Below are 21062 nucleotides of genomic sequence, written 5' to 3' on the forward strand. Positions count from 1 at the left end.
ATGAAAAAAGGTAGCCTTTTTCTTTTCGTTTTCTTTCTGGGCCTCACCTTCCGGGGCTTCTCACAAGCACCCGCTCCCGAAGACTTCTTTGCCGGAAAGTGGGAAATCGTCATCACGGGAACACCGAACGGCGATGCCAAATTCATAACAAACCTTGTCCGAAAAGACGGTAAGCTCACCGGTGAAATGGCCGATCCCACCGACGCCACCAAGGAGAAAATACCGCTGACCAAAATTGAAGAGAGTTCCGACAAACTATCCCTCTACTTCACGGCGCAGGGCTACGATGTTAACGTCGATCTGGCGAAAGTCGACGATGACAACCTCAAAGGTTCCCTGATGAATATGTTTGATGCTAAAGCCAAGCGCCTGAAAGAGTAAACGAACGCATTTTTGACACAGGTTACGGACAGGGCGGTGAACAATCACCGCCCTGTGTTTTGTCCGGCCTTTTCGATTCGCAATTCAGGCAGAAAACCAAACTGGTAGAGAATGGGCAGAAGAGAAAAAACCATGACACACTCTTTACTACTGACGGCCATCTCAGAAAAAGGTAACACTAAGTTTTATGGGGCTGATGACCAAAACTGTAGCCTCATAAATCTGGAAAACAGCTTTGTTGTCTGAAAATCCCTCAGGAACTGATTAGTCCGGGCAACAAGTGCGGCAAATATGCCGTGTTTATCGAGTGAAGTTAGGTTTACTGAATTTTTCGTGAGCTGAAACTGGCAGGCCACAAGCTAAAAGACAAGCAGGAAGATCTGTCCCCCTGCCTTTTGCCCCTCAGGGCCTTAACCCCGTTGGCAGGGGAAACAATTACACCAGTTTCCTTAAGCTGGCCGAATTAGTTTTCAGGTGGCTAGTACCCAGTAGATTATAAATAAGCAGAAGAGCGCATAAGCCAGATCAAATAGAATAATCTAATCTCTGAAAGGGGTTACCTATCGCGCAAAATACAAACGACAAAACTTTTCCTAGCGGTTTTGAAGAATGTTCAATAGAGGCAGTTAGTCTTGGAGACTGATAGTTACTTCATTATGATCAGGCCTACAAATCCGCAATCACCGTAATCCCGCCTTTCGTTTTCTCGCCAATTTTCACTTTGACATCGGCATCTAGCGGCAGGAAGAGGTCGACCCGGGAGCCGAACTTAATGAAGCCCAGTTCGTGGCCCTGCTGCACCTGCTGGCCTTCTTTGGCATACCAGACAATCCGCCGGGCCAGCGCCCCGGCAATCTGGCGCAACAAGATTTCCGCGCCGTTTTTAGCCCGGATTACCACCGAGGTCCGTTCGTTTTCCGTACTTGATTTCGGATGCCAGGCCACCAGGTATTTGCCGGGGTAGTATTTTACGTATTGAACCGTACCCGTAACCGGATGGAAATTAATGTGCACGTTCAGGGGCGACATGAAAATAGACACCTGCCGACGCGGCTCCTTGAAATATTCCGGCTCGTTGACTTCTTCGATCACGACCACCGTACCGTCGCAGGGCGAAATCACGTGCTGGTCGTTGAGCGGAGTAGACCGGCGGGGCTTGCGAAAAAACTGGAGAATCAGCAGAAACAGCACCAGACTGATTGCCAACACCAAGGTGATCGCCGTTTCGTTGCCATTGAACAGGTACGAAACAGACAAAATGTTGACTGCCAGCAGAATCAATACAGTCCAGAATAAAATTTGGTATCCTTCCTTGTGGATGGTCATACGTGTGGAAAATCAGTTGCGACGTAGAAAGCGGAGTTGGAGCGTGAAGGTACGAAACAAACGCCATTGCCTCCAATTCGAACCAATACATTCCCCACCCTACCCAGAAACGGTTCCAGCCCGGTTGGCGGGCTGGAACCAAATTCGAAATCAATAGCCGCCCCGGTATTTATAGGTACTGGCCACTTTGTCGATGGCGACGATGTATGCCGCCAGCCGCATGGATACTTTGTATTTTTGTGAAGTTTCAAACACGCGGTCGAACGCATCTTTCATGTTGCGGTCAGCCCGGCGGTTGATCCGGTCGAGCGTCCATTTGTAACCGATGCGGTTTTGTACCCACTCGAAATAGGAAACCGTTACCCCACCAGCGTTGGCCAGAATATCCGGCACCACCATGATTCCCTTCTCGTTGATGATGTCGTCGGCGCTCGCTGACGTGGGTCCGTTGGCCCCTTCGACAATCATTTTCGCCTGAATGGAATCGGCATTTTCGGCGGTAATGACGTCTTCTTTGGCCGCCGGTACCAGCACATCGACCGGCAGCGCCAGCAGTTCTTCGTTGGTAATCCGTTCAGCGCCTTTGTATCCGTCGAGCGTCCCTTTGTTAGCGTTCCGGTAAGCCATGGCCGCCCCAATATCCAGCCCTTTTTCGTTGTAGTAGCCGCCCGACACGTCGCTGACCGCCGTGACCGTCACCCCTCGTTCGTGGAGCAACTCAGCCGCAAACGACCCCACGTTTCCGAACCCCTGCACGGCCGCCGTTGAGCGGTAAGGGTTGATCCGTAATTTATCCATAGCCGCCAAAGCCGCCACCGTCACTCCGCGACCCGTAGCCTCATTGCGCCCTAGCGAACCTCCCAACACCAGCGGCTTTCCCGTTACCACGCTATTGATGGTCATGCCGCGGGATTTCGAATATTCGTCCATTAACCACGCCATTTCGCGCGGACCGGTTCCCATGTCGGGGGCCGGAATATCGCGGTCAGGACCGAAAACGTCGAGCATCGCTACGGTATACGCCCGCATCAGTCGCTCGATTTCGCCGGCTGACATTTCCCGCGGGTTGCACGCAATACCGCCTTTGGCACCACCGTAAGGAATATCAACGACGGCGCATTTCCAGGTCATCCAAGCCGCCAGTGCCCGTACTTCATCGAGCGTTACGGCCGGATCGAACCGGATGCCACCCTTGGACGGCCCCAAAATGGTGGAATGAATTACACGGTGACCTTCAAAAACTTTGATGGAGCCATCGTCCATGGTGATGGGCAGACCCACTGTCACTTGCCGGGCTGGTACCTTTAAAATGTAGTACATTTCTTCGGTTATCCCGAGCATCTGTGCGGCCGCATCGAATCGAGACATCATCGATTCGAGGGGGTTTTCTTTATCTTTTATAGGCGCTGGTTCTATATAAGCCATGATACTGTTTTTTAGTTGGTAAGTTTAATGGTGTGCTGATAGCAAACTTACCAAAAAAGACAACGATATACGTTAAGAACTATTTTTTCGAGGATTTGTATAATTCCTGGTTCCAAAATCATTTTTGTCTGGCATCTCATACATCCAAACATCGCTGTGCTAACCCCTCACTAAGCCAAATTTTGATTGGTGTTTTTGGGTAATTACCAATAACTGTTTTTTGAACTTTTTTTTATACGGTAGCCCTATTCGTTGAAAAAGAATCAATAGAGTTGTAATTTTGTTGTTTCATTGACGGAAATATTTTCACCCACTTAACTAGCTGATCAGTACGATGGTTCAGGAAGAAAAGAAAAGATACTCGGAAGAGGAGCTAAAAGAGTTCGAGGTGCTGATTACTCAGAAACTGGAAGTCTCCCGCAGTGAGCTAAACTACATCAAGGAAACGCTCAGCAAGCGTAACGATAGCGGTACGGATAATACGTCGGGTACCTCTAAATTACTTGAAGACGGTGCCGACACCAGTGAACGTGAAAACTTCAGCCAGCTGGCCGCTCGTCAGCAGAAGTTTATTCAGCAGCTTGAAGCAGCTTTGATCCGAATCAAAAATGGCACTTACGGTATCTGCATCGACACCGGCCGGCTTATCCCCAAAGAGCGGCTGCGCGCTGTTCCCCACACCCAGCAGACGATCGAAGCCAAATTGAAACGGGCGTAATTCTGCTCAATAATTTGAGGAAAATATTTTAATACCTGGCCCGCTCCATACGCATGGAGCGGGCTTTTTTATAAGCACCAAAGTGACCGCCCGGATTCTGATTGCGACCAAAAGCAAAAAACTACGCTGGATGTCAAAGATTTTCTAAACAAAACGGATAATAATTGGTAACTACTACAGCAGCCACAAATGAAGAACCGTTATGCTAGAGAAACTGGAAGAAATCAGAGAAAGCATTTTTAAATACCTGGAAGCCCGGATCGAATTATTCAAACTAGAAACTCGTAGCCAGGTCGAAAACATTGCTTTGAACGCCGTACACGGCATCGTCCTTGGGTTTTTGATAACCATCACCACGATTTTCCTGTTTTCCTTACTGGCCGCTTACCTCAACGAAGTATTGGACAGCCGGTATCTGGGATTCCTGATTGTAGCCGGTTTTTTCCTCCTGTTGACCTTAATCTGGGCTTTTGCGAAAGGCAGCATTGAAAACATGCTCCGCAAAATGACCTATAACATAATTAAAAACCAGCAGGAGAAAAAAGCGGAAGAGCGGGCCGAAGCCATTGATGACCTGATGACCCAAACGCGCGAATCACTGAGGGAAAGCGGCCCGTTGAAAGAGTGAAAAACTGGCAATTCCCCTCAAATTAATAACTAAGTAGGACGTATTTTCACAAGTCAATCCATTTTTTACTAATTTTAGAACGCTCTTTTTATGGATACGAATGTGCCCTTTTCAGATACTGCGGCCCGCCGGGCGGAGTTGATGGAAGCCACCGAGCAGTATAAAAGTTCGATTGAGACCAATGTCAAGGCCTTGAAAGAGGATGCTACCGAAGTCGGTAAAACCGTGGCGCTGGTTGCAGGAGTTTGTCTGGCGGCTTATGTCGTAGCCAGCATTGTGTTGCCCAAGTCTGATAAAAAAGACGACGAATACGATGCCGATTACGATGAAGACGACGAATACGCCGGTGGCAGCACTCGTGCCCACGCGCGACGGGCCGCCAAAGCCGCCGAAGAAGCTCCTAAAAAATCGGCAATCGGTGGGGCTATTACCGGGATTGTGACGTCTATTTTGACTAATCTCGCCCGGCAGCAGCTAACTGAGTTTATTTCGCGTATACGTCAGAATAATGCAACCACACAACCAGAACCAGGCCAATACCCGTAACTCGCTACTCAATACCCTGTATGACCGCAAGGAAACAGGGCAAAAATCATTTGCCGTCTTGCTCGATCCCGATAAGATCGAGCAAGACGCATTTAAAGACCTGCTGATCCGGAGTGTCGAAAACCGGGTCGATTTCTTTTTTGTAGGGGGTAGCCTGATTACCAACTTTATTCTGAAGGAAGTTATTGAGACCATCCGGACGTACACAAACATTCCGGCCATACTCTTCCCCGGCAATAGCCTGCACATTGAGCCGAGTGCCGACGCCATTCTGCTGCTTTCGCTTATTTCGGGCCGGAACCCGGAATTTCTGATCGGACAGCACGTCATCGCGGCACCGCTTCTGAAAAAAAGTGGCCTGGAAATCCTCTCAACGGGTTACATGCTCATCGATAGTGGCGCACAAACGACCGTTTCCTACATTAGCAACACCACGCCCATTCCGCACGACAAACCGGGTGTAGCCGCCTGCACAGCCATGGCGGGGGAAATGCTGGGACTGAAATTAACCTACATGGACGCCGGCAGCGGAGCCCGGTGGCCGGTTTCACCGGAAATGATTGCCACCGTCCGGGGTTGTGTTGATACGCCCATTATTGTGGGCGGAGGTATCAACTCAGTCGAGCGCGCCCAGGCCGCCCTGCAAGCTGGCGCGGATGTTATTGTGGTTGGCAACGGCATTGAAAAGAATCCGGAGCTGCTGCCTGAAATTGCGGCTGTTGTTCAGGAAATGAACCGGCAATTGGCGTAAGCGATCACTCCCCAAAGGCGAAAAGAAAGCAGGACTCATTGGGTACTATCTTACGGCATGGACCTTGCCGCCAGACTGGCGACATGTTGCCGATATTCTTTTCGGTCATACGGCTTTACTTTGCCGTCTCGCTGCTTACAAACCGACTGAATAAATCCGGAAGCTGGTAAACAATCAAGGTAAAGATTACCCCCCAGAACAGGGCGCTAACCAGCATGTAACTGAAAATCAGGGAACGATTGACCCGGAACGACACGGCCAGGATGGTGCCACCGATGGGGGTCAGCAGCAAGGGTGTCAGGAAAGCAATGCCCAGCATACCCGATCGTTTCCAGACCCGAACGGCCAGCCGCGTCCGGGCGCTGAAACGCCGGGGCTTTGATGGTCGGAAGCGGTTCCAAAGCGCCTGCAGAGCCGTCCCGGCATACGTAACCAGCACCACGCTGGCCATCATCCCGGCTGCCGTAAACAGCCAGGTCTCAACCCAGGATAGTCCAACGGCAACGCCGGTCACAGGACCGCCGATGAACTTTACCATACTGGCCGCCAATACCGACAAATACTTCGCAATTTCCATAGTGGGAACCAACCAGATCTAATTTCGTTAAAAATAACAGCATTCACGATTAAATAGTTATGCCATGCCGGTTCTCCGACAGTCTTCGTTTCCCGGATCACCCCGCTACCAGATCAACGGTCATTTGCAAACCATTCTTCCCAGCCTCCTCCGCAAGGTGGAGGGTGTATTCTATGAGCGCGAACGACTCACCCTGTCCGACGGTGATTTTGTAGACCTCGACTGGATCGACCGCAGCAGCGACAAACTTGTGATCATGACGCACGGTCTGGAAGGCGACTCGAAGCGGCATTACATCAAAGGTACCGCCAAGCTTTTTGCGCAACAGGGGTGGGATGTCCTGGCCTGGAACTGCCGCTCGTGCAGTGGCGAAATGAACCGCGCGTTCCGGCTTTACAACCACGGCGAAATAAATGACATTGACGAGGTGATTACCCATGTGCTGCGGACCAAACCGTACCGCGAACTGGTGCTGATCGGTTACAGCATGGGCGGCAATATTGCCCTGAAATACGTGGGGGTGCATGGTAAAAACCGGCCGGATGTACTCCGGAGCGTGGTGGCCGTGTCGTCGCCGACGGACCTGGAAGCCAGCGCCAAACAGCTCGACCGGCCACAAAACCGGTTTTACCGCAACCGGTTCATGAAAAAGCTGATCATCAAGTTGCAGCAGAAAGCCGATCTTTTCCCGGGTAAACTGGACATGACCCAGTTGCAGCATGTTCGGCTCTGGCGTGATTTCGATCAGCATTTTTCGGCTCCCGTGAACGGATACCGCGATGCCGACGATTTTTACGCGCAGGCTTCGGCCGTTAATTACATGAGCAGCATTGCCGTGCCGACGCTGCTGATCAACGCCCAGAACGACCCGATTCTGTCGCCGGAATGTTCGCCCGCCTGGCTGGCCGAAAAACACCCGAACATCTACCTGGAAACGCCCCGAACCGGCGGCCACGTTGGGTTTGCCATTCGCGGTGATGAATTTACCTGGGCCGAACGCCGGGCACTGGAGTTTGTCCGGCAGACGGGGCGGTGATGTTTTTTTTACCGTATCTTTCGCATTCAACAACCCTTTCCCATGAACCTCGTTTTTGCTGACGCCTTCACCCTCAACCCCGGCGATCTCGACTGGACGCCCCTCACCTCCCTCGGCCACGTTACGCTTCACGACCGTACCGCCCCCGACCAGCTAATCGAACGCCTGAAAGACGCCGATATGGTGCTGGTCAATAAAGTAAAGCTGAACCGTCAGACGCTCGAACAGTTGCCCAACCTGCGGTACATCGGCGTAACGGCAACCGGCTACGACATCATCGACTGGAAGGCCGCCCGGGCCTTGGGCATTGTTGTCACCAACGTGAAAGGCTACAGCACCGAGTCGGTGGCGCAGGTGACCTTTGCACTTCTGCTCGAACTGACGCATCGGGTGGGCCTGCACGCCGACAGTGTCCGGGCGGGCGACTGGGCGCGCAATCCGGATTTTTCTTACTGGAAGTCTCCGCTGGTGGAACTGGCCGGAAAAACGCTGGGCGTTGTCGGGTTTGGCGACATTGGAAAACGCGTGACGGATATCGGAGCCGCGTTTGGTATGAAAATTCTGGTCAACCGCCGGCATACCGACGAGCAGCCTCCGGAGGGCATTCGTTACGTAGACCAGGCCACCCTCTTTGCCGAAAGCGATGTGGTATCGCTGCACTGCCCGGCTACCGACGAAAACCGGGGTTTTGTGAACGCCGAACTGCTCAGCCGGATGAAGCCGACAGCTTTTCTGATCAACACCAGCCGGGGGGTACTCATCAACGAAGCGGATCTGGCCGAAGCGCTGAACAACGGGCGGCTGGCCGGGGCCGGTCTGGATGTACTGGGGACAGAGCCGCCTGCCGCCGATAACCCCTTGTTCTCGGCTCGCAACTGTCTCATCACTCCTCACCTGGCCTGGGCCAGCCTGGAAGCCCGCCAACGGCTGCTGCACGAAATCGTCGAAAACATTCATGCCTTTTTTGCCGGTAAACCCCGCAATGTGGTGAACTAAGCCGCTTTCCATAAATTTTCTGGATAGCCCCGCAACGCATTGCGGGGCTTTTTCGTCTGGTCGATTGTACCGTTCCGTCAATTTGGTAACAGGTAATGGCGTTGCCGCTGGCAACTTTGTATCTTTCTTTTTCAATAGGTTACGATTTATGCTTCAACGTTTTACCAGTTCTGATAATGAATATGCTGTTGAATCGGCGCGCGGTTGGGCTTTCCGTGCGCCACTGCTTCAAGATCGCCCTGTGTAGTCTGTTGCTGGGCCTCCTGACCACCCCGGACGGGTATGGAAAACACATCTATGGCGGAGAAATGAACCTGCAGGCAACAGCCCGCCCGAACTACTCTACCCTTACGCTAACCCTTTATCTGGATCAGGCCAACGCTTCTCCCAGCAGCTACGAACAACAGATAGACCTCTACATTTTCCAGAAAAGCGATCATAGCCTCGTTACGACGGCCCGCGTTCATCAAACGGCTTCCCAGCGGGTTCGCTACGAAAACCAGGCCTGCGCCGACCTGCGGAACCTAAGCGTACTGGCGATGAACTACAGCACCGAACTTTATTTAAACCCCAACACGTTCAGCGACCCCGGCGGCTATTACGTGGTTTGGGATCGTTGTTGCCGGAGTGCCGATATTAGTAACATTCAGGACCCCGGGGGGGAGGGTATGGTTTTTTACATGGAATTTCCTCCGGTTCAGCGTAACGGTGCGGCTTTTCCCAATTCGAGCCCGCAGTTCAGCTTTCCTAACGGCGACTACATCTGTGTAGGAAAGCCCTTCCAATTGAATTTTGGAGCCACCGACACCGACGGTGATCAGCTCCGCTATTCGCTGGTGACACCATTGGCCGGGTACACGAACAGCACGGGTTTGTTTACCGTGGGTGACGGCAGTTCGCACGAAACCTATCCGGAAGTAAGCTGGCTACCGGGTTACAGCGCCACCACCGCTATTCCCGGCAATCCCGCCCTGAAAATTGACCCGCAAACCGGGCAACTGAGCGTAACGGCCAGACAGGCCGGACTCTTTATTTTCGCGGTCTTGTGCGAAGAATACCGCAACGGCGTCCGGATCGGGGCCATTCGGCGGGAATTTCAGATGCCGGTGGTCGATTGCGGCAACAACACCCCACCCCCGCCGGTGATCAGCTACAAAAACATTGAAACCCTCGATTTATCCATCTGCGAGGGCGCCACCGTCACCTTGGCCACCGAAGCCGATCCGCGCTGGTCATACCAGTGGCAACACAACGGGGCCAACATGGCGGGCGCAACCTCGGCCACCGTAACCGTCAGCGAACCGGGTGATTACGTGGTCGTCAAGAGTTTTGCTTCCATCTGCGGCAACGACACCACTTCAAAAATAACCCGGGTGCAGACGCTCCCGCCCCCCGCAGCCACCATTACTCCCGATAAAGAACCGAAGTTCTGCGAAGGCCAATCGCTGGCCCTATCAATCCAGCCCGAAAAAGGAACAAGCTATCAATGGACGGAAAACGGTACGGCCCTGCCCGGCGCAACCGGCTCGTCGATCACCGTCAACAAAGCCGGGTTATACGGCGTCCGGGCTACTTCATCGCTGGACTGCGTTAACCGCGACAGCCTGGCGGTGGTGGTCAATCCGAATCCGACCGCAACGCTGACCAGTTCCACGACGGCCATTTGCCAGGACGGTGAAGTCCGGCTGAATGCCTCTGCGGGTTCCAATTTTCAATACGAATGGCGAATGGACAACACTGCGCTGGGTACGGGTACAGCCGCAACGATGCAGGCCCGGCTGGCCGGTGCGTACCAGGTTCTGGTTACCGACGCCAATGGTTGCCAGTCGCTTTCGGCTCCCTTGCCGCTCAGCATCGTTCCGCGCCCGGACATGCAGTTCGACACCGTTGCCCCCGTCTGTGCCAGCCGAACCGAACCTGTGCTGCTCGCTGCCAGTCCGGCTGGCGGGGTATTTTCCGGCGCGGGTGTTACCGGCAATCAGTTTATTCCCTCAAATGCCGGGGCGGGGTTGTACACGATTACGTACACGTACGCCGGAAATTCAGCCTGCCCGGCCGCAATCAGTCGGCAGATCCGCGTGGAGCCTTCGGTTGTGATCAACATGCCGGAACGAATCACGGTGTTGATGGGCAATTCGGTTCCGCTCAAACCAACCCTCAACGGCCAACCGGTTCGCTTTCAGTGGGAGCCACCCGAAACCCTTTCTGACGCCACCACCCAGAACCCGACGGCTACCCCGCCGACATCAACCACCTACAAGCTGACGGTGACCTCTTCCGGCGACTGCCGGAGCGAAAAAAGTGTTCTGGTTGATGTGTTGAAGCGGATGTTTATTGCCGACGCATTTTCACCCAACAACGACGGCATCAATGACGCGCTGGAAATTCGCAATACTGATCAGTTTCCGGATTGCGAGGTAACCATTTACAACCGTTGGGGCGAAGTGGTTTTCTTCTCAAAAGGCTACGACAAACCGTGGAACGGCACCTACCTCAATCAGAAGGTGCAAGCAGGCACTTACCAGTATCGCATCAAAACCAACCAGCCCATACTGCCCGAATACCGGGGATCTGTCCTGGTCACGTATTGACGACAAACTGTCCTTCAGGTTTCATTTTTAATAACGCCGGGTGGCGTCTAAGCGTCCGTCTGTCGTATCAAATGGTCTTTCAAAGCTGATAAAACCGATAACGGTCGGCTAACAGAACGGTAGCCTATAAATTTTATAGAAAAAGTATATTTAAGCGTACCACATTCATTTATTTTGTACTTTTCGGAGTCAATAGCAGGGTGTTGTGGATGTAGTTAATCGACTCTATTGACACGATAGGGAAGTTAGTTTAGCAGTATTGAAAATGACGGAAACAGGAGTGGGGGCTTTACCCTCCAAACTGCCGTGGGTTGGAACAACCATCTTCACGGTTATGTCGAAATTGGCGACTGAAACGGGAGCCATCAACTTGTCGCAGGGATTTCCGGGATTTGACTGCTCACCGGACTTAGTGGCTCTAGTGGAGCAGTACCTGAAAACAAGATTTAACCAGTATGCTCCCATGACCGGCGTACCGGCCTTGCGGGAGGCCCTGGCGCAGAAAACCGAGCAGTTGTACGGCGTTGTATACCACCCGGAATCCGAAGTAACGGTTACATCCGGCGCCACAGAAGCCCTGTTTGCCGCCATTACGGCGGTGATCCGGCCCGGCGACGAAGTGATCGTATTTGAACCGGCGTACGACAGCTACGTCCCGGCCATCGAGCTAAACGGCGGTGTTCCGGTCTTTGTAACCCTCACCCCGCCTACCTACGCCATCGATTGGGCAGCCGTTCGGGCGAAGGTTACAGAGAAAACGCGGCTGATCATCGTCAATACGCCCCACAACCCGACGGGGCGCGTCTGGACGGCCGACGATCTGGAACAACTGGCCGCGCTGGTCAATCACCGCGACATCTGGATCGTGAGCGACGAAGTCTACGAGCACATCCGCTTCGACGGCCGCCCGCATCTGTCGCTGGCAACCCACCCGGTTTTGCAGGAACGCACGTTTATCTGCGGCTCCTTCGGCAAAACGTTCCACATTACAGGCTGGAAAATTGGTTACTGCCTGGCTCCGAAGGAGTTGACCACCGAGTTTCGGAAAATCCACCAATACCTGACGTTCAGCACCGTTACGCCCATTCAGCACGCGCTGGCCGATTACCTGAAAAATCCGGAGCCCTACGAAGCCCTGCCCGCTTTCTACGAACGCAAGCGAGACCTGTTTCTGGGGAGCATCCGCGGATCACGGTTTGAGTTTCAACCGACCGAGGGCAGCTTTTTCCAGACCGTTTCCTATCAGGCCATCACGGACGAATCCGATTATGAGCTGGCCGTTCGGTTGACCAAAGAGATCGGGGTTGCGTCCATTCCGGTTTCGGTGTTCTACCGCCAGAAAAACGATTACAAGATTCTGCGTTTCTGCTTTGCCAAAGACGACGAAACCCTGCTGCGGGCCGGTGAGCGGCTCAGTCGATTGTAACTTCTTTGTTCAACACCATGAATACAACCTCTGTCAGTTGCCCCGTCGATGGGGTTAAAGTCAACGAAAATAAGGTTCGCACGACTGCATTCTTTGTGTGGGCTCTGATGAGCACCTACTTACTGACGACCGTTTGGGTAATCCCGGCGTTATTACTTGCGGATTTTGCGCTGCGGGCCTTCAATTTCGGCCAATGGAGTCCGTTGGGCTGGCTCAGCGGGCGGTTTGTCAAAGCCTTTCGGTTACCGGTTCAGATGATTGATCAGGGACCAAAGCGGTTTGCCGCGGGCATCGGCCTGGTTTTCTCGACCACCATTCTGGCGTTTCACCTGCTGGGCCTGAATCCCCTGCTCCTGGCCAGTATCATCACCCTTTTCGCGGCCCTGGAAGCCTTTGCCGGTTTTTGCGCGGGCTGCCACGTTTACACGCTTCTTCAACCTATTCTTAGAAAAAAGTAACGCAAACCCTCTTCTGCAATATGACCCCTACCGTTGCCAATCGGACCTGGTTGCCCGGTCTGGCAACCGATGACAAGCAGGCAATGAAGCCCACACAGACATGGAAATTACGGAGCTGAACTGGATGGCCCTGGCCGTTCCCTTCTTTCTGTTTTTTATGGGACTGGAATACCTCGTTTCCAAATGGCAGAAAAAAGATTACTTTCGATTCAATAATTCGGTTGCCAACATCAACGTCGGGATTGCCGAACGGCTGCTCGACACCTTCACGGTCGGCGCGTTTTATTTTGTTTACGATTACCTCCACCGGCACTACGCGCTGTTTGACCTGAAACCGGGCATTCTGAGCTGGGTCGCTCTCTTTCTGGCAACCGACCTGGTTTGGTACTGGTATCACCGGCTGGCGCACGAAATCAACCTGTTCTGGAGCGCCCACGTCGTTCACCACCAGAGCGAAGATTTCAACTATACGGTTTCGGCCCGGATCACGGTTTTTCAGGCCATCATCCGGACCGGCTTCTGGACGGTTCTGCCCCTGATCGGCTTTCCGGCGGAGATGATTACTACGCTGTTGCTGCTACACGGTTTGTACCCGTTCTTTATCCATACCCGCACCATCGGCAAACTGGGTTGGCTGGAATACGTTTTTGTAACGCCCTCCCACCACCGCGTTCACCACGCCAGCAATCCGGAGTACCTGGATAAAAACTACGGCGATGTGCTGATCATCTGGGACAAGCTGTTTGGCACGTTTGTCGAAGAAAAGGAAGACGCCCAGGAGTTGGTTTACGGCCTGACCAAACCGCTCGAAAGCCACAGTTTTTTGTGGCAGCAGTTCCATTTCATGATGGAGCTGGCCGAAACCGTTCGCCGGACGCCGGGCTTCGGGCCGAAGCTGAAAGTCCTGTTTGGCCGTCCGGACGACATCGACCCGACGGTGCGGGATCAGCTGGAAAAACGGTTTCTGTCGCGCTCGTCCGTCCGCAGCGGCAACCGACGGTTTCAAGGCTACGTCTTGGGCCAACTGATTGGCATCCTGGCTATCCTGTTTGTTTTTCTGCTCTTTGAGAAACAGGTCACCCTGTACCACCAGGTCTTGATTTCCCTGTTTATTCTGATTACCCTGGTCAACTGTGGAGCGTTGCTCGAGCAGCGCCAATGGGTTTTTTACTTGGAAATCAGTCGCGTTTCGCTGCTGGTCCTGGCTGCGTTGCCGTATCTGCACGATCCACTGTACGTACGACTGTTCTTCCTCGGATTTTTACTGGTCTGGGCATATTTTTCCAGCCTTCAGAAACAGTATTTGCGGCTGGTGTATGGCCTGGCTGTTCCAATCAACAAGTAAAAAAAAGCCGGAGCTGAATCTCCGGCTTTCCTTAAAAGGCCGTGTGGCCCAACACCTTATCCAGTTCAACCGTTGCCGTCAGGTAGTCGTAAATCGCCTGCAGGTAGTTGGATTTGGCCTGCGTGAGCGAGAGTTCCGCGTCCGAGAGGTCCAGCCGCGAAGCGATGCCCTGTTTCCAGCGGTCGCGGGTGATGCGGTACCCCAATTCGGCAACAGTAACGGTTTGTTGTTGGGTGGCGATGCGCAGCCGGGACTCTTCCACATTGGAAAGGCTGATCTTGACCTGAGCGCGTACTACTTCCTTCAGGTTGAGCAGTTGGGTTTCGCTCTGCTGGCGGGATATAACGGCCTGCTGAATCCGGGAAACCGTCCGAAAACCGCTAAAAATCGGAACATTTAGCTGCAAACCGATGTACGAACTGAGCGGCCAGTTGTAATGATCCAGGCGTAAGTGGTTGGCCTGTGCCTGTGCTTGCAGCAAGCCGATGGCCGACAATTTAGGAGCGCGTTCGGCGGTTTGCAGGGCAATTTGTTCCCGATTTAGCTTTTCCGTCAACTCCAGCCGATGCACCTCCGGCCGGGCCTGAACGGCATCCAGAAAAGCATCGGCTCCGGGCGCCACAAACGCGCCGGAATCGTAATGCAACGAATCCTGAAGGTCCACGATTTCGCGTTCGTCCAGACCCATCGTCCGTTTTAAAACCGTCTTGGTGATTTCAACCTGGTTGGTCAGGCGAATGATTTCCGGGCGCAGGTTTTCAACCGAAACAAACGCCCGCAGCGTGTCAACCCGCGAAGCCCGGCCCTGGGCCAGCAGCGAACGGGCGTCTTTCATAGCCTGCTCGTTCCGCACCAGACTTTGCTGCTGAAGCCGAAGTTGCGCCTGCGTAATGAGCACATCCAGGTATGCTTTCTTGACCTCCGTCACGACACTGGCCCGAACTTCGTTGCGTTCCTCCGCCGACGCGTTTTCAAGAAGCTGCGCGGCCCGAATTCCCGAGCCGATGCCTGCCTGAAACAACGGCTGCGACACCGCCACTCCGCCCAGGAAAGCGTTGGAACCACCCACCCGGAACGTTGCCAGGTCATTCTCGCCCAGGCCAACAAAGCTGCCCGGCAAGAACGAAACTTGTTTCAGCGGAAAATACAGATACTGGGCCGAAGCTGATACCGTAGGCAGGGCATAGCTGCGGGCTTCGCGAATTTTCTCGGTCGCCTTGGCCGTTTCCAGCGTCGCCACCTGAAGATCACGGTTTTTCTCCAGGGCCAGCCGGACGGCGCTCTGCATGGTCAGCGGTCGAGGCTGCGCCGGGGCTGGCAGGCTATTAACCAAGCTAAAAATCAGGGAAATAAATGAAATATAATGCGGTTTCATGATGCGTTACGAAGGAGTTAAACAAGTTCCGGCACTTCTTCCGGCTTCGGTTTGGGAACGCGGGAGAAGTACGAATACACCGCCGGAATGATGTAGAGCGTCAGCAGACCGGCAAACAGCAAACCGCCGACGATTACGGTGCCCAGCGAATTGCGGCTGTTTTCCGTCAGTGCAATCGGAATGGCTCCGAAAATCATGGCGAGGCTGGTCATCAGAATCGGGCGAAACCGGGAAGCTGCGGCCACTTTAGCGGCTTCCAGCGTACTCAGACCGTGTTCTTTGCTCTGGTTGGCAAATTCCACGATCAGAATACCGTTTTTGGTGATCAATCCAATGAGGGTGATGATGCCGATCTGGCTGAAAATGTTCAGCGTCTGCCCGAAAATCCAGAGGCTCAGCAGGGCGCCCGTCATGGCCATCGGTACGGTCAGCAGAATAATGAACGGGTCGATCAGGCTCTCGAACTGGGCCGCCAGAATCAGGTAGATCAGCACCAGGGCGAAAATAAACGCGAACAGCAGGCTCGACGAGCTTTCCGAAAAATCGCGCGATTCGCCGGCCAGTGAGGTTTTGATGCTCGGCGGAAGCACTTTCTTGGCAATCCGGTTCATCTCGGCCACCCCGTCACCGATGGTTTTCCCCGGTGCCAACCCGCCCGAAACCGTTGCCGAAATGGCCTGGTCGTAGCGGTAGATGGCCGCCGGGCTGATGCTTTCCCGGAACGAAACCAGGTTGTCGAGTGATACCATATCCCCGGTGCGGGTGCGGACAAACAAGGCCTTCAGGTCGTAGGGCGTGTCGCGTTCCTGCCGTTGCAATTGACCAATCACTTCGTACTGCCGGTCGTTGAAGATAAAATACCCGTAGCGTTGTCCGCTCAACGCGAGTTGCAGGCTGCGGGCAATTTCGGCCACCGAAATTCCCAACTCGGCGGCTTTGTCCCGGTCAATTTTGAGCACCAGTTCGGGCTTGTTGACTTTCAGGTCCGAATCCACAAAACGCAGGACATCGCTCTTGCGGGCTTCGGCCATAAACTTGGGCAGCGCATCGGTCAACGTTGCCAGATTCGGGGCCTGTAGAACGTACTGCACGGGTTGCGCCTGACCAAACCGGCTACCGATGGTGGGCGGCTGCACCGGGAAGACCATCACCCCCCGAAACTGCTGGGCGTTCCGGGAATAAATTTCAAATACATCCGCCTGCGAGGTGGTCCGCTCATCGGCTTTTTTCAGGAATGTGTTCTGAACGGCAACGTTAACCGGTGCGGGTGGCCCGAACGTGAGCGCCAGAATCGAATACGTCTGAAACAAACCCGGCGTGGAGTCGGCCGCAAACCGGGAAATTTCGTTCATGTATTTTTCCGTGTACTCATACGAAGACCCCTCGGGCGCCAGCACCGCCAGACTGATCTGCGAACGGTCTTCCAGCGGAGCCAGCTCAGACGGTAACTGCCGACCAATGATATAAATCAGGCCGAAGGTAGCCGCCAGCGCCACAAAAGCCGTCCAGCGGTACCGTAAAAACCAGCTCAGCGATTTTTCGTACGCCCGGTTTAAGGACACAAAATACGGCTCGGTTTTGCGGTACAGCCAATTCGGTTTTTCCTGGTGTTTCAGCAGGTACGCACTCATCATCGGCGACAGCGTGAGCGCCACGAAAGCCGACACCAGCACCGAACCCGCCACGACAATGGCGAATTCCTGAAAGAGTTTGCCAGTAATGCCCGGTAAAAAAAGGATTGGCAGAAAAACGGCCGCCAGCGTAATGGTGGTCGAAATGACGGCAAAATAGATTTCTGATGAACCTTTGAAAGCCGCCTGCAGCGGGCTCATGCCTTCTTCGACTTTGGCGTAGATGTTTTCCAGCACCACGATGGCGTCATCCACCACCAGCCCGATGGCCAGTACGAGCGCCAGCAGGGTCAGAATGTTGATGGAATAACCGGCCACGTACATGATGAAGAAGGCTGAAATGATGGAAACCGGAATGGCAACGACCGGAATGATGGTCGAGCGCCAATCGCGCAGGAAGATGAACAGGATCAGAATAACGAGTCCGAAGGCGACAAACAGCGTTTCTTCGACTTCGGAAATAGACGCCCGGATGGGTTCCGTAAAGTCTTTCCCGATGGTCAGTTCGTAATCCGACGGTATTTCCCGGCGCAATTCTTTCAGACGCCGGTAAAACTCGTCGGCAATTGCGACGGCATTGGCCCCCCGCTGCGGCTCAACAAACACCCCGATGGTGGGTGAATTGCCTTTCAGGCTGTTGAGAATGGCCGTCCGTTCGTTTTCAGCTCCCAATTCCGCGTAGCCAATGTCTTTAAACCGGATGATGGTGCTGCCCTCCTGGCGGATGATCATGTTATTGAAATCCTGCTCCTGCGTCAGCCGCCCCAGCGTCCTGACCGTTAGTTCGTTCTGATCCCCTTCCACCCGGCCCGACGGCAAATCCACGTTTTCCTTGCGCAGCGCCTGTTCGATGTCCGCAGGGGTGAGCTGGTAGGCCGCCAGCTTGGCCGGATCGATCCGCAGCCGCATGGCGTATTTTTTCTCCCCGGCAATCCCCACCCGTTTCACACCCGGAATGGTCTGCATCCGCTCCTTGATAACCGTTGAAGCGATGTTGCTTACCTCCAGGATATTGCGGGTTTTGCTTTCAACGGCCATAAAAATCACGATATCACCCGCGTTGGCCTTTTCGACGATGGGCGGATCGACGTCGCCGGGCAACAACCGCCGGGCTTTGGTTACTTTGTCACGTACGTCGTTGGCGGCCGCTTCCAAGTCGGCATCGAGGTTAAATTCGACGGTGATCACGCTGGCGGCTTCGCGCGAAACCGACGAAATGGTTCGAATCCCGTTGGCTTCCCCGATGGATTCTTCCAGCGGTTTCGTGATCTGGTAGGCAATAACGTCGGGGCTGGCCCCCGGATAGGTGGTGGTGACGGTTACAATGGGCGAATCCGTTACTGGGTATTCCCGGACTCCCAGGTACGAAAACCCGACGATTCCGAACAAAATAATCAATACGGAGAGTACACCGGCCAGCACGGGCCGCTGAATACTAATTCCTGATAAACTCATGATTGGCAGTGAATATGATGGCCTTTGATCGAGCGAAGAAGGCCGTGGTTAGATACCGTAGCTGGCTATACGTGCTCTATTCAGTTTACATTGGCAGCTCTGACGGCAACACCCGGTTCCAGACGCAGCAGGTTGGTGGTCAAAACCGTATCGCCCAGCGACAACCCATCCAGAATCTGAACGGTGCCTTTGGTGCGGCTGCCCGTTTTCAACTCCCGCTGCTCCGCTTTGCCGTTTTTAAGGGCGAACAAGGAATACCCTTTGGGATTGGGAATCAGGGCCTGCGTGGGAATCAGAATACCGTCGGTGGTTGTGTGCAGGATAAACGCAATTTTTGCCGATGATCCGGGAACCAGCTTGCCGCTGCGGTTTTCGCTGGTGGCTTTTATCAGCAAACTCCGGGTGTTCAGGTCGGTTTTCGGTTCGGTTGCAACAACCCGGCCCCGGAACGGCTGACTGCTGTTTTCAGTGGTAAACTGGATCGTTTGCCCAATCCGAACGGCCGAAGCGTATTTTTCGGGAACCGTAAACGAAACCTCCACCCGGCTGACATCATCCAGCGACGTTAAAACCGTCGACGGGGTTACGTAGGCGCCAACGTCTACTTTATTCAACCCCAGTTTGCCGGAAAAAGGCGCACGGATTTCCGTTTTGGCCAGATCAACGTCCACGATGGACATTTCGGCCTGCAGCACATTCAGATTGGTCGCGATCTGATCGTACTCCTGCTGATTAACGGCTTCGGTCGCCAGCAGCTCGCGGAACCGTTTTTCGTCCAGGCGGGCGAGTTTCTCCTGCAGGGCGATTTTTTTCTTTTTCGCCAGCAAATCGGCATCGTCCAGTTTGAACAGCAGCGTTCCCTGCGTCACGTAGCTTCCTTCGCGGGCGTAAATCCGGGTTAATTTGCGGGCGACTTCACTCACCAGATCCACCTCCTGATTGGCCGCGATGGTGCCGGTGGTTTGCAGCTCGTCGGTAATGGTTTCCGGTTTCACCACAAATACGTCCGCAGCTACGCGGTGATCGTCGGGCGCAACGGCCGCTGCGGTTAGTTTTTTAACGGGAGCGGCTTTGTTGGAAAATAATTCGGGGGTAAACAGAAAGAAGGATACCGTCAGGACGAAGATGCTGATCATCAGCGAGACCGTCCGAATCGATTTTTGAGATTTCATGGGTAGAAAATTTATTGTTCTAATGTTTTACGAATATCGAACTTTAATTGTTTTATGGTTGTCGAACAAGGCACTCTAAAAATGGGTTCCATCGTTTATAAAAAAAGAGTTGAATTTTTTTACTGCTAATAATCGTTGTATTAGCAATTCATGTAGCTACTTCTTTTTAGAGCGGCTGCACACTGAAATCGAAGCGACTGAAATGAAGCAATATCAACACCCGACCCTCGACCAGATTACCCTGACAGGCATCCTGCACGCCCTCAGCGATCCGGTCCGCCTGAATTACGTCCAGTGTTTAGCCCGCGAGCTGGATGAGCGCCCCTGCGGTACCATTCCAACCCCGGTGGCGAAATCAACGATGTCGCACCATTTGCGTGTTCTGCGCGAAGCGGGGTTGGTTCGTGTCCGGACGGAAGGCACGCAAAGCCTGACATCGCTGCGGCTGGAGGAAGTGGAGTCTAAATTTCCCGGTATTCTAAAAGCGGTTCTGAAAGCGGCCAATCAGGAACAGCCGCTGGAAAAATAGGAGGTATGCGATGGGATTGACCAGCCAACTTTTGGGCGACGCTGGCTGTGGAAGAATTTATAAACAGGCCGGGCAGTGGCATGATTTCGCCAGCCCGTGGGGCAAGTCCACGGGCTGGTATTTTGGTTAATTTGTCAACCCGGTTAGAACGCGATGCCGAACTGGAACCCTACCGTTACGCTCGCGGCATGGTTGTTTCCGAAGCGCACGGGAATCGGTACGGCCACGAAGTAACCGCTGTTTTTGTTCTTTTTGACAATCTTGTTCAATACCGGGGTAAAACCGTAACGGCCCGCAGTTTCGAAAGCTGCTCTTCCGGCCAGCGTAAAACCGTGGCCCAGACCAAGTAGAATGCCGGGGTGAAACAACAGGTTCGCCATGCGGCTGGTCCCGTTCTCCGCCCGGATCAGGGGCACAACTTCAACCGAAAAACCCACTTTCTGACTTTTCCAGAGGTTGATTCCGGTGGGCAAACCAACGACGTAATAGTCATTGAAGTTTGTTGCGGTTCCTTCACGGCTGAAGGTGACCAACGGATGCAGAATACCCACGTAACCGGCCATCCGGGGATAAACCGGCGGGCTCTCCTGGGCCAACAGTGTGCCTGAGGCCATAAACAATCCAAAGCTGAACAGGTGGAAAACCGTAATTTTTGCAAACGTACGCACGACAAACAAAATAACTGGTGAAACAAAC

Annotated in this window: 19 protein-coding genes; 12 read left to right on the forward strand and 7 right to left on the reverse strand. The window is 53.6% G+C overall.

All coding sequences use genetic code 11. The annotated features are described in order from the left end of the window. Positions 1 to 381 carry a hypothetical protein gene (locus tag OQ371_RS06820; RefSeq protein WP_265993044.1) on the forward strand — a complete coding sequence of 127 codons (381 nt, stop codon included), beginning with the start codon at positions 1 to 3 and terminating at the stop codon, positions 379 to 381. Between the two features lie 666 nt (positions 382 to 1047). Here the strand turns inward: OQ371_RS06820 and OQ371_RS06825 are convergent. Beyond that, positions 1048 to 1707, reverse strand: a complete 660-nt coding sequence (locus OQ371_RS06825; RefSeq protein WP_265993045.1) for a phosphatidylserine decarboxylase family protein — start codon at positions 1705 to 1707, stop codon at positions 1048 to 1050. A gap of 150 nt (positions 1708 to 1857) precedes the next feature. Then, positions 1858 to 3132, reverse strand: coding sequence for a Glu/Leu/Phe/Val family dehydrogenase (locus tag OQ371_RS06830; protein ID WP_265993046.1), 1275 nt, complete (start codon positions 3130 to 3132; stop codon positions 1858 to 1860). A 334-nt stretch (positions 3133 to 3466) separates the two neighbouring features. Between OQ371_RS06830 and OQ371_RS06835 the strand changes: the two genes are divergently transcribed. The 4 genes from OQ371_RS06835 (at position 3467) to OQ371_RS06850 (ending at position 5775) form a co-directional block, all read left to right on the forward strand. Then, complete coding sequence (locus OQ371_RS06835) at positions 3467 to 3850, forward strand: TraR/DksA family transcriptional regulator (RefSeq protein WP_265993047.1); 384 nt, start codon at positions 3467 to 3469, stop codon at positions 3848 to 3850. A 202-nt stretch (positions 3851 to 4052) separates the two neighbouring features. After that, entirely contained in the window at positions 4053 to 4478 is a 426-nt protein-coding gene (locus tag OQ371_RS06840) for a phage holin family protein (RefSeq protein WP_265993048.1), read from the forward strand. A gap of 90 nt (positions 4479 to 4568) precedes the next feature. Next, on the forward strand, positions 4569 to 5024 hold the full coding sequence (locus tag OQ371_RS06845; protein ID WP_265993049.1) for a hypothetical protein: 456 nt from the start codon (positions 4569 to 4571) through the stop codon (positions 5022 to 5024). Continuing rightward, on the forward strand, positions 4987 to 5775 hold the full coding sequence (locus OQ371_RS06850) for a phosphoglycerol geranylgeranyltransferase (RefSeq protein ID WP_265993050.1): 789 nt from the start codon (positions 4987 to 4989) through the stop codon (positions 5773 to 5775). The genes OQ371_RS06845 and OQ371_RS06850 overlap by 38 nt, the downstream gene beginning before the upstream one ends. A gap of 115 nt (positions 5776 to 5890) precedes the next feature. Here the strand turns inward: OQ371_RS06850 and OQ371_RS06855 are convergent, their stop codons facing one another. Further along, positions 5891 to 6352: a hypothetical protein gene (locus tag OQ371_RS06855; protein WP_265993051.1), complete on the reverse strand. Its 462-nt coding sequence runs from the start codon at positions 6350 to 6352 to the stop codon at positions 5891 to 5893. A 64-nt stretch (positions 6353 to 6416) separates the two neighbouring features. Between OQ371_RS06855 and OQ371_RS06860 the strand changes: the two genes are divergently transcribed. The 6 genes from OQ371_RS06860 to OQ371_RS06885 all read left to right on the forward strand — a co-directional run bounded on the left by OQ371_RS06860 (position 6417) and on the right by OQ371_RS06885 (position 14204). Continuing rightward, positions 6417 to 7388: a YheT family hydrolase gene (locus OQ371_RS06860; protein WP_265993052.1), complete on the forward strand. Its 972-nt coding sequence runs from the start codon at positions 6417 to 6419 to the stop codon at positions 7386 to 7388. A 42-nt stretch (positions 7389 to 7430) separates the two neighbouring features. Then, a complete protein-coding gene (locus tag OQ371_RS06865; RefSeq protein WP_265993053.1) occupies positions 7431 to 8384 on the forward strand; it encodes a D-2-hydroxyacid dehydrogenase in 954 nt (317 codons plus the stop codon). A 176-nt stretch (positions 8385 to 8560) separates the two neighbouring features. Continuing rightward, positions 8561 to 10975 carry a T9SS type B sorting domain-containing protein gene (locus OQ371_RS06870; protein ID WP_265993054.1) on the forward strand — a complete coding sequence of 805 codons (2415 nt, stop codon included), beginning with the start codon at positions 8561 to 8563 and terminating at the stop codon, positions 10973 to 10975. A gap of 265 nt (positions 10976 to 11240) precedes the next feature. Beyond that, a complete protein-coding gene (locus tag OQ371_RS06875) occupies positions 11241 to 12401 on the forward strand; it encodes a methionine aminotransferase (RefSeq protein ID WP_265993055.1) in 1161 nt (386 codons plus the stop codon). A gap of 17 nt (positions 12402 to 12418) precedes the next feature. Next, a complete protein-coding gene (locus OQ371_RS06880; RefSeq protein WP_265993056.1) occupies positions 12419 to 12859 on the forward strand; it encodes a DUF4395 domain-containing protein in 441 nt (146 codons plus the stop codon). Between the two features lie 100 nt (positions 12860 to 12959). Next, positions 12960 to 14204: a sterol desaturase family protein gene (locus tag OQ371_RS06885; protein WP_265993057.1), complete on the forward strand. Its 1245-nt coding sequence runs from the start codon at positions 12960 to 12962 to the stop codon at positions 14202 to 14204. A gap of 31 nt (positions 14205 to 14235) precedes the next feature. Here the strand turns inward: OQ371_RS06885 and OQ371_RS06890 are convergent, their stop codons facing one another. The 3 genes from OQ371_RS06890 to OQ371_RS06900 all read right to left on the reverse strand — a co-directional run bounded on the left by OQ371_RS06890 (position 14236) and on the right by OQ371_RS06900 (position 19837). Continuing rightward, the gene (locus OQ371_RS06890; RefSeq protein ID WP_265993058.1) at positions 14236 to 15579 is read right to left on the reverse strand and encodes a TolC family protein; all 1344 of its coding nucleotides are present in this window, start codon (positions 15577 to 15579) and stop codon (positions 14236 to 14238) included. A gap of 17 nt (positions 15580 to 15596) precedes the next feature. Next, positions 15597 to 18665 carry an efflux RND transporter permease subunit gene (locus tag OQ371_RS06895; protein WP_265993059.1) on the reverse strand — a complete coding sequence of 1023 codons (3069 nt, stop codon included), beginning with the start codon at positions 18663 to 18665 and terminating at the stop codon, positions 15597 to 15599. 80 nt (positions 18666 to 18745) lie between these two features. Beyond that, a complete protein-coding gene (locus tag OQ371_RS06900; RefSeq protein WP_265993060.1) occupies positions 18746 to 19837 on the reverse strand; it encodes an efflux RND transporter periplasmic adaptor subunit in 1092 nt (363 codons plus the stop codon). Between the two features lie 202 nt (positions 19838 to 20039). Between OQ371_RS06900 and OQ371_RS06905 the strand changes: the two genes are divergently transcribed. Then, complete coding sequence (locus OQ371_RS06905) at positions 20040 to 20366, forward strand: ArsR/SmtB family transcription factor (protein WP_265993061.1); 327 nt, start codon at positions 20040 to 20042, stop codon at positions 20364 to 20366. A gap of 143 nt (positions 20367 to 20509) precedes the next feature. Here OQ371_RS06905 and OQ371_RS06910 read toward each other — a convergent pair whose 3' ends face one another. After that, positions 20510 to 21034 (reverse strand): hypothetical protein, encoded by a 525-nt coding sequence (locus tag OQ371_RS06910; RefSeq protein WP_265993062.1) that lies wholly within the window; start codon positions 21032 to 21034, stop codon positions 20510 to 20512. Positions 21035 to 21062: the final 28 nt, after the last annotated feature.

The sequence above is a fragment of the Larkinella insperata genome (genome assembly GCF_026248825.1).
GTDB classification, from domain to species: domain Bacteria; phylum Bacteroidota; class Bacteroidia; order Cytophagales; family Spirosomataceae; genus Larkinella; species Larkinella insperata.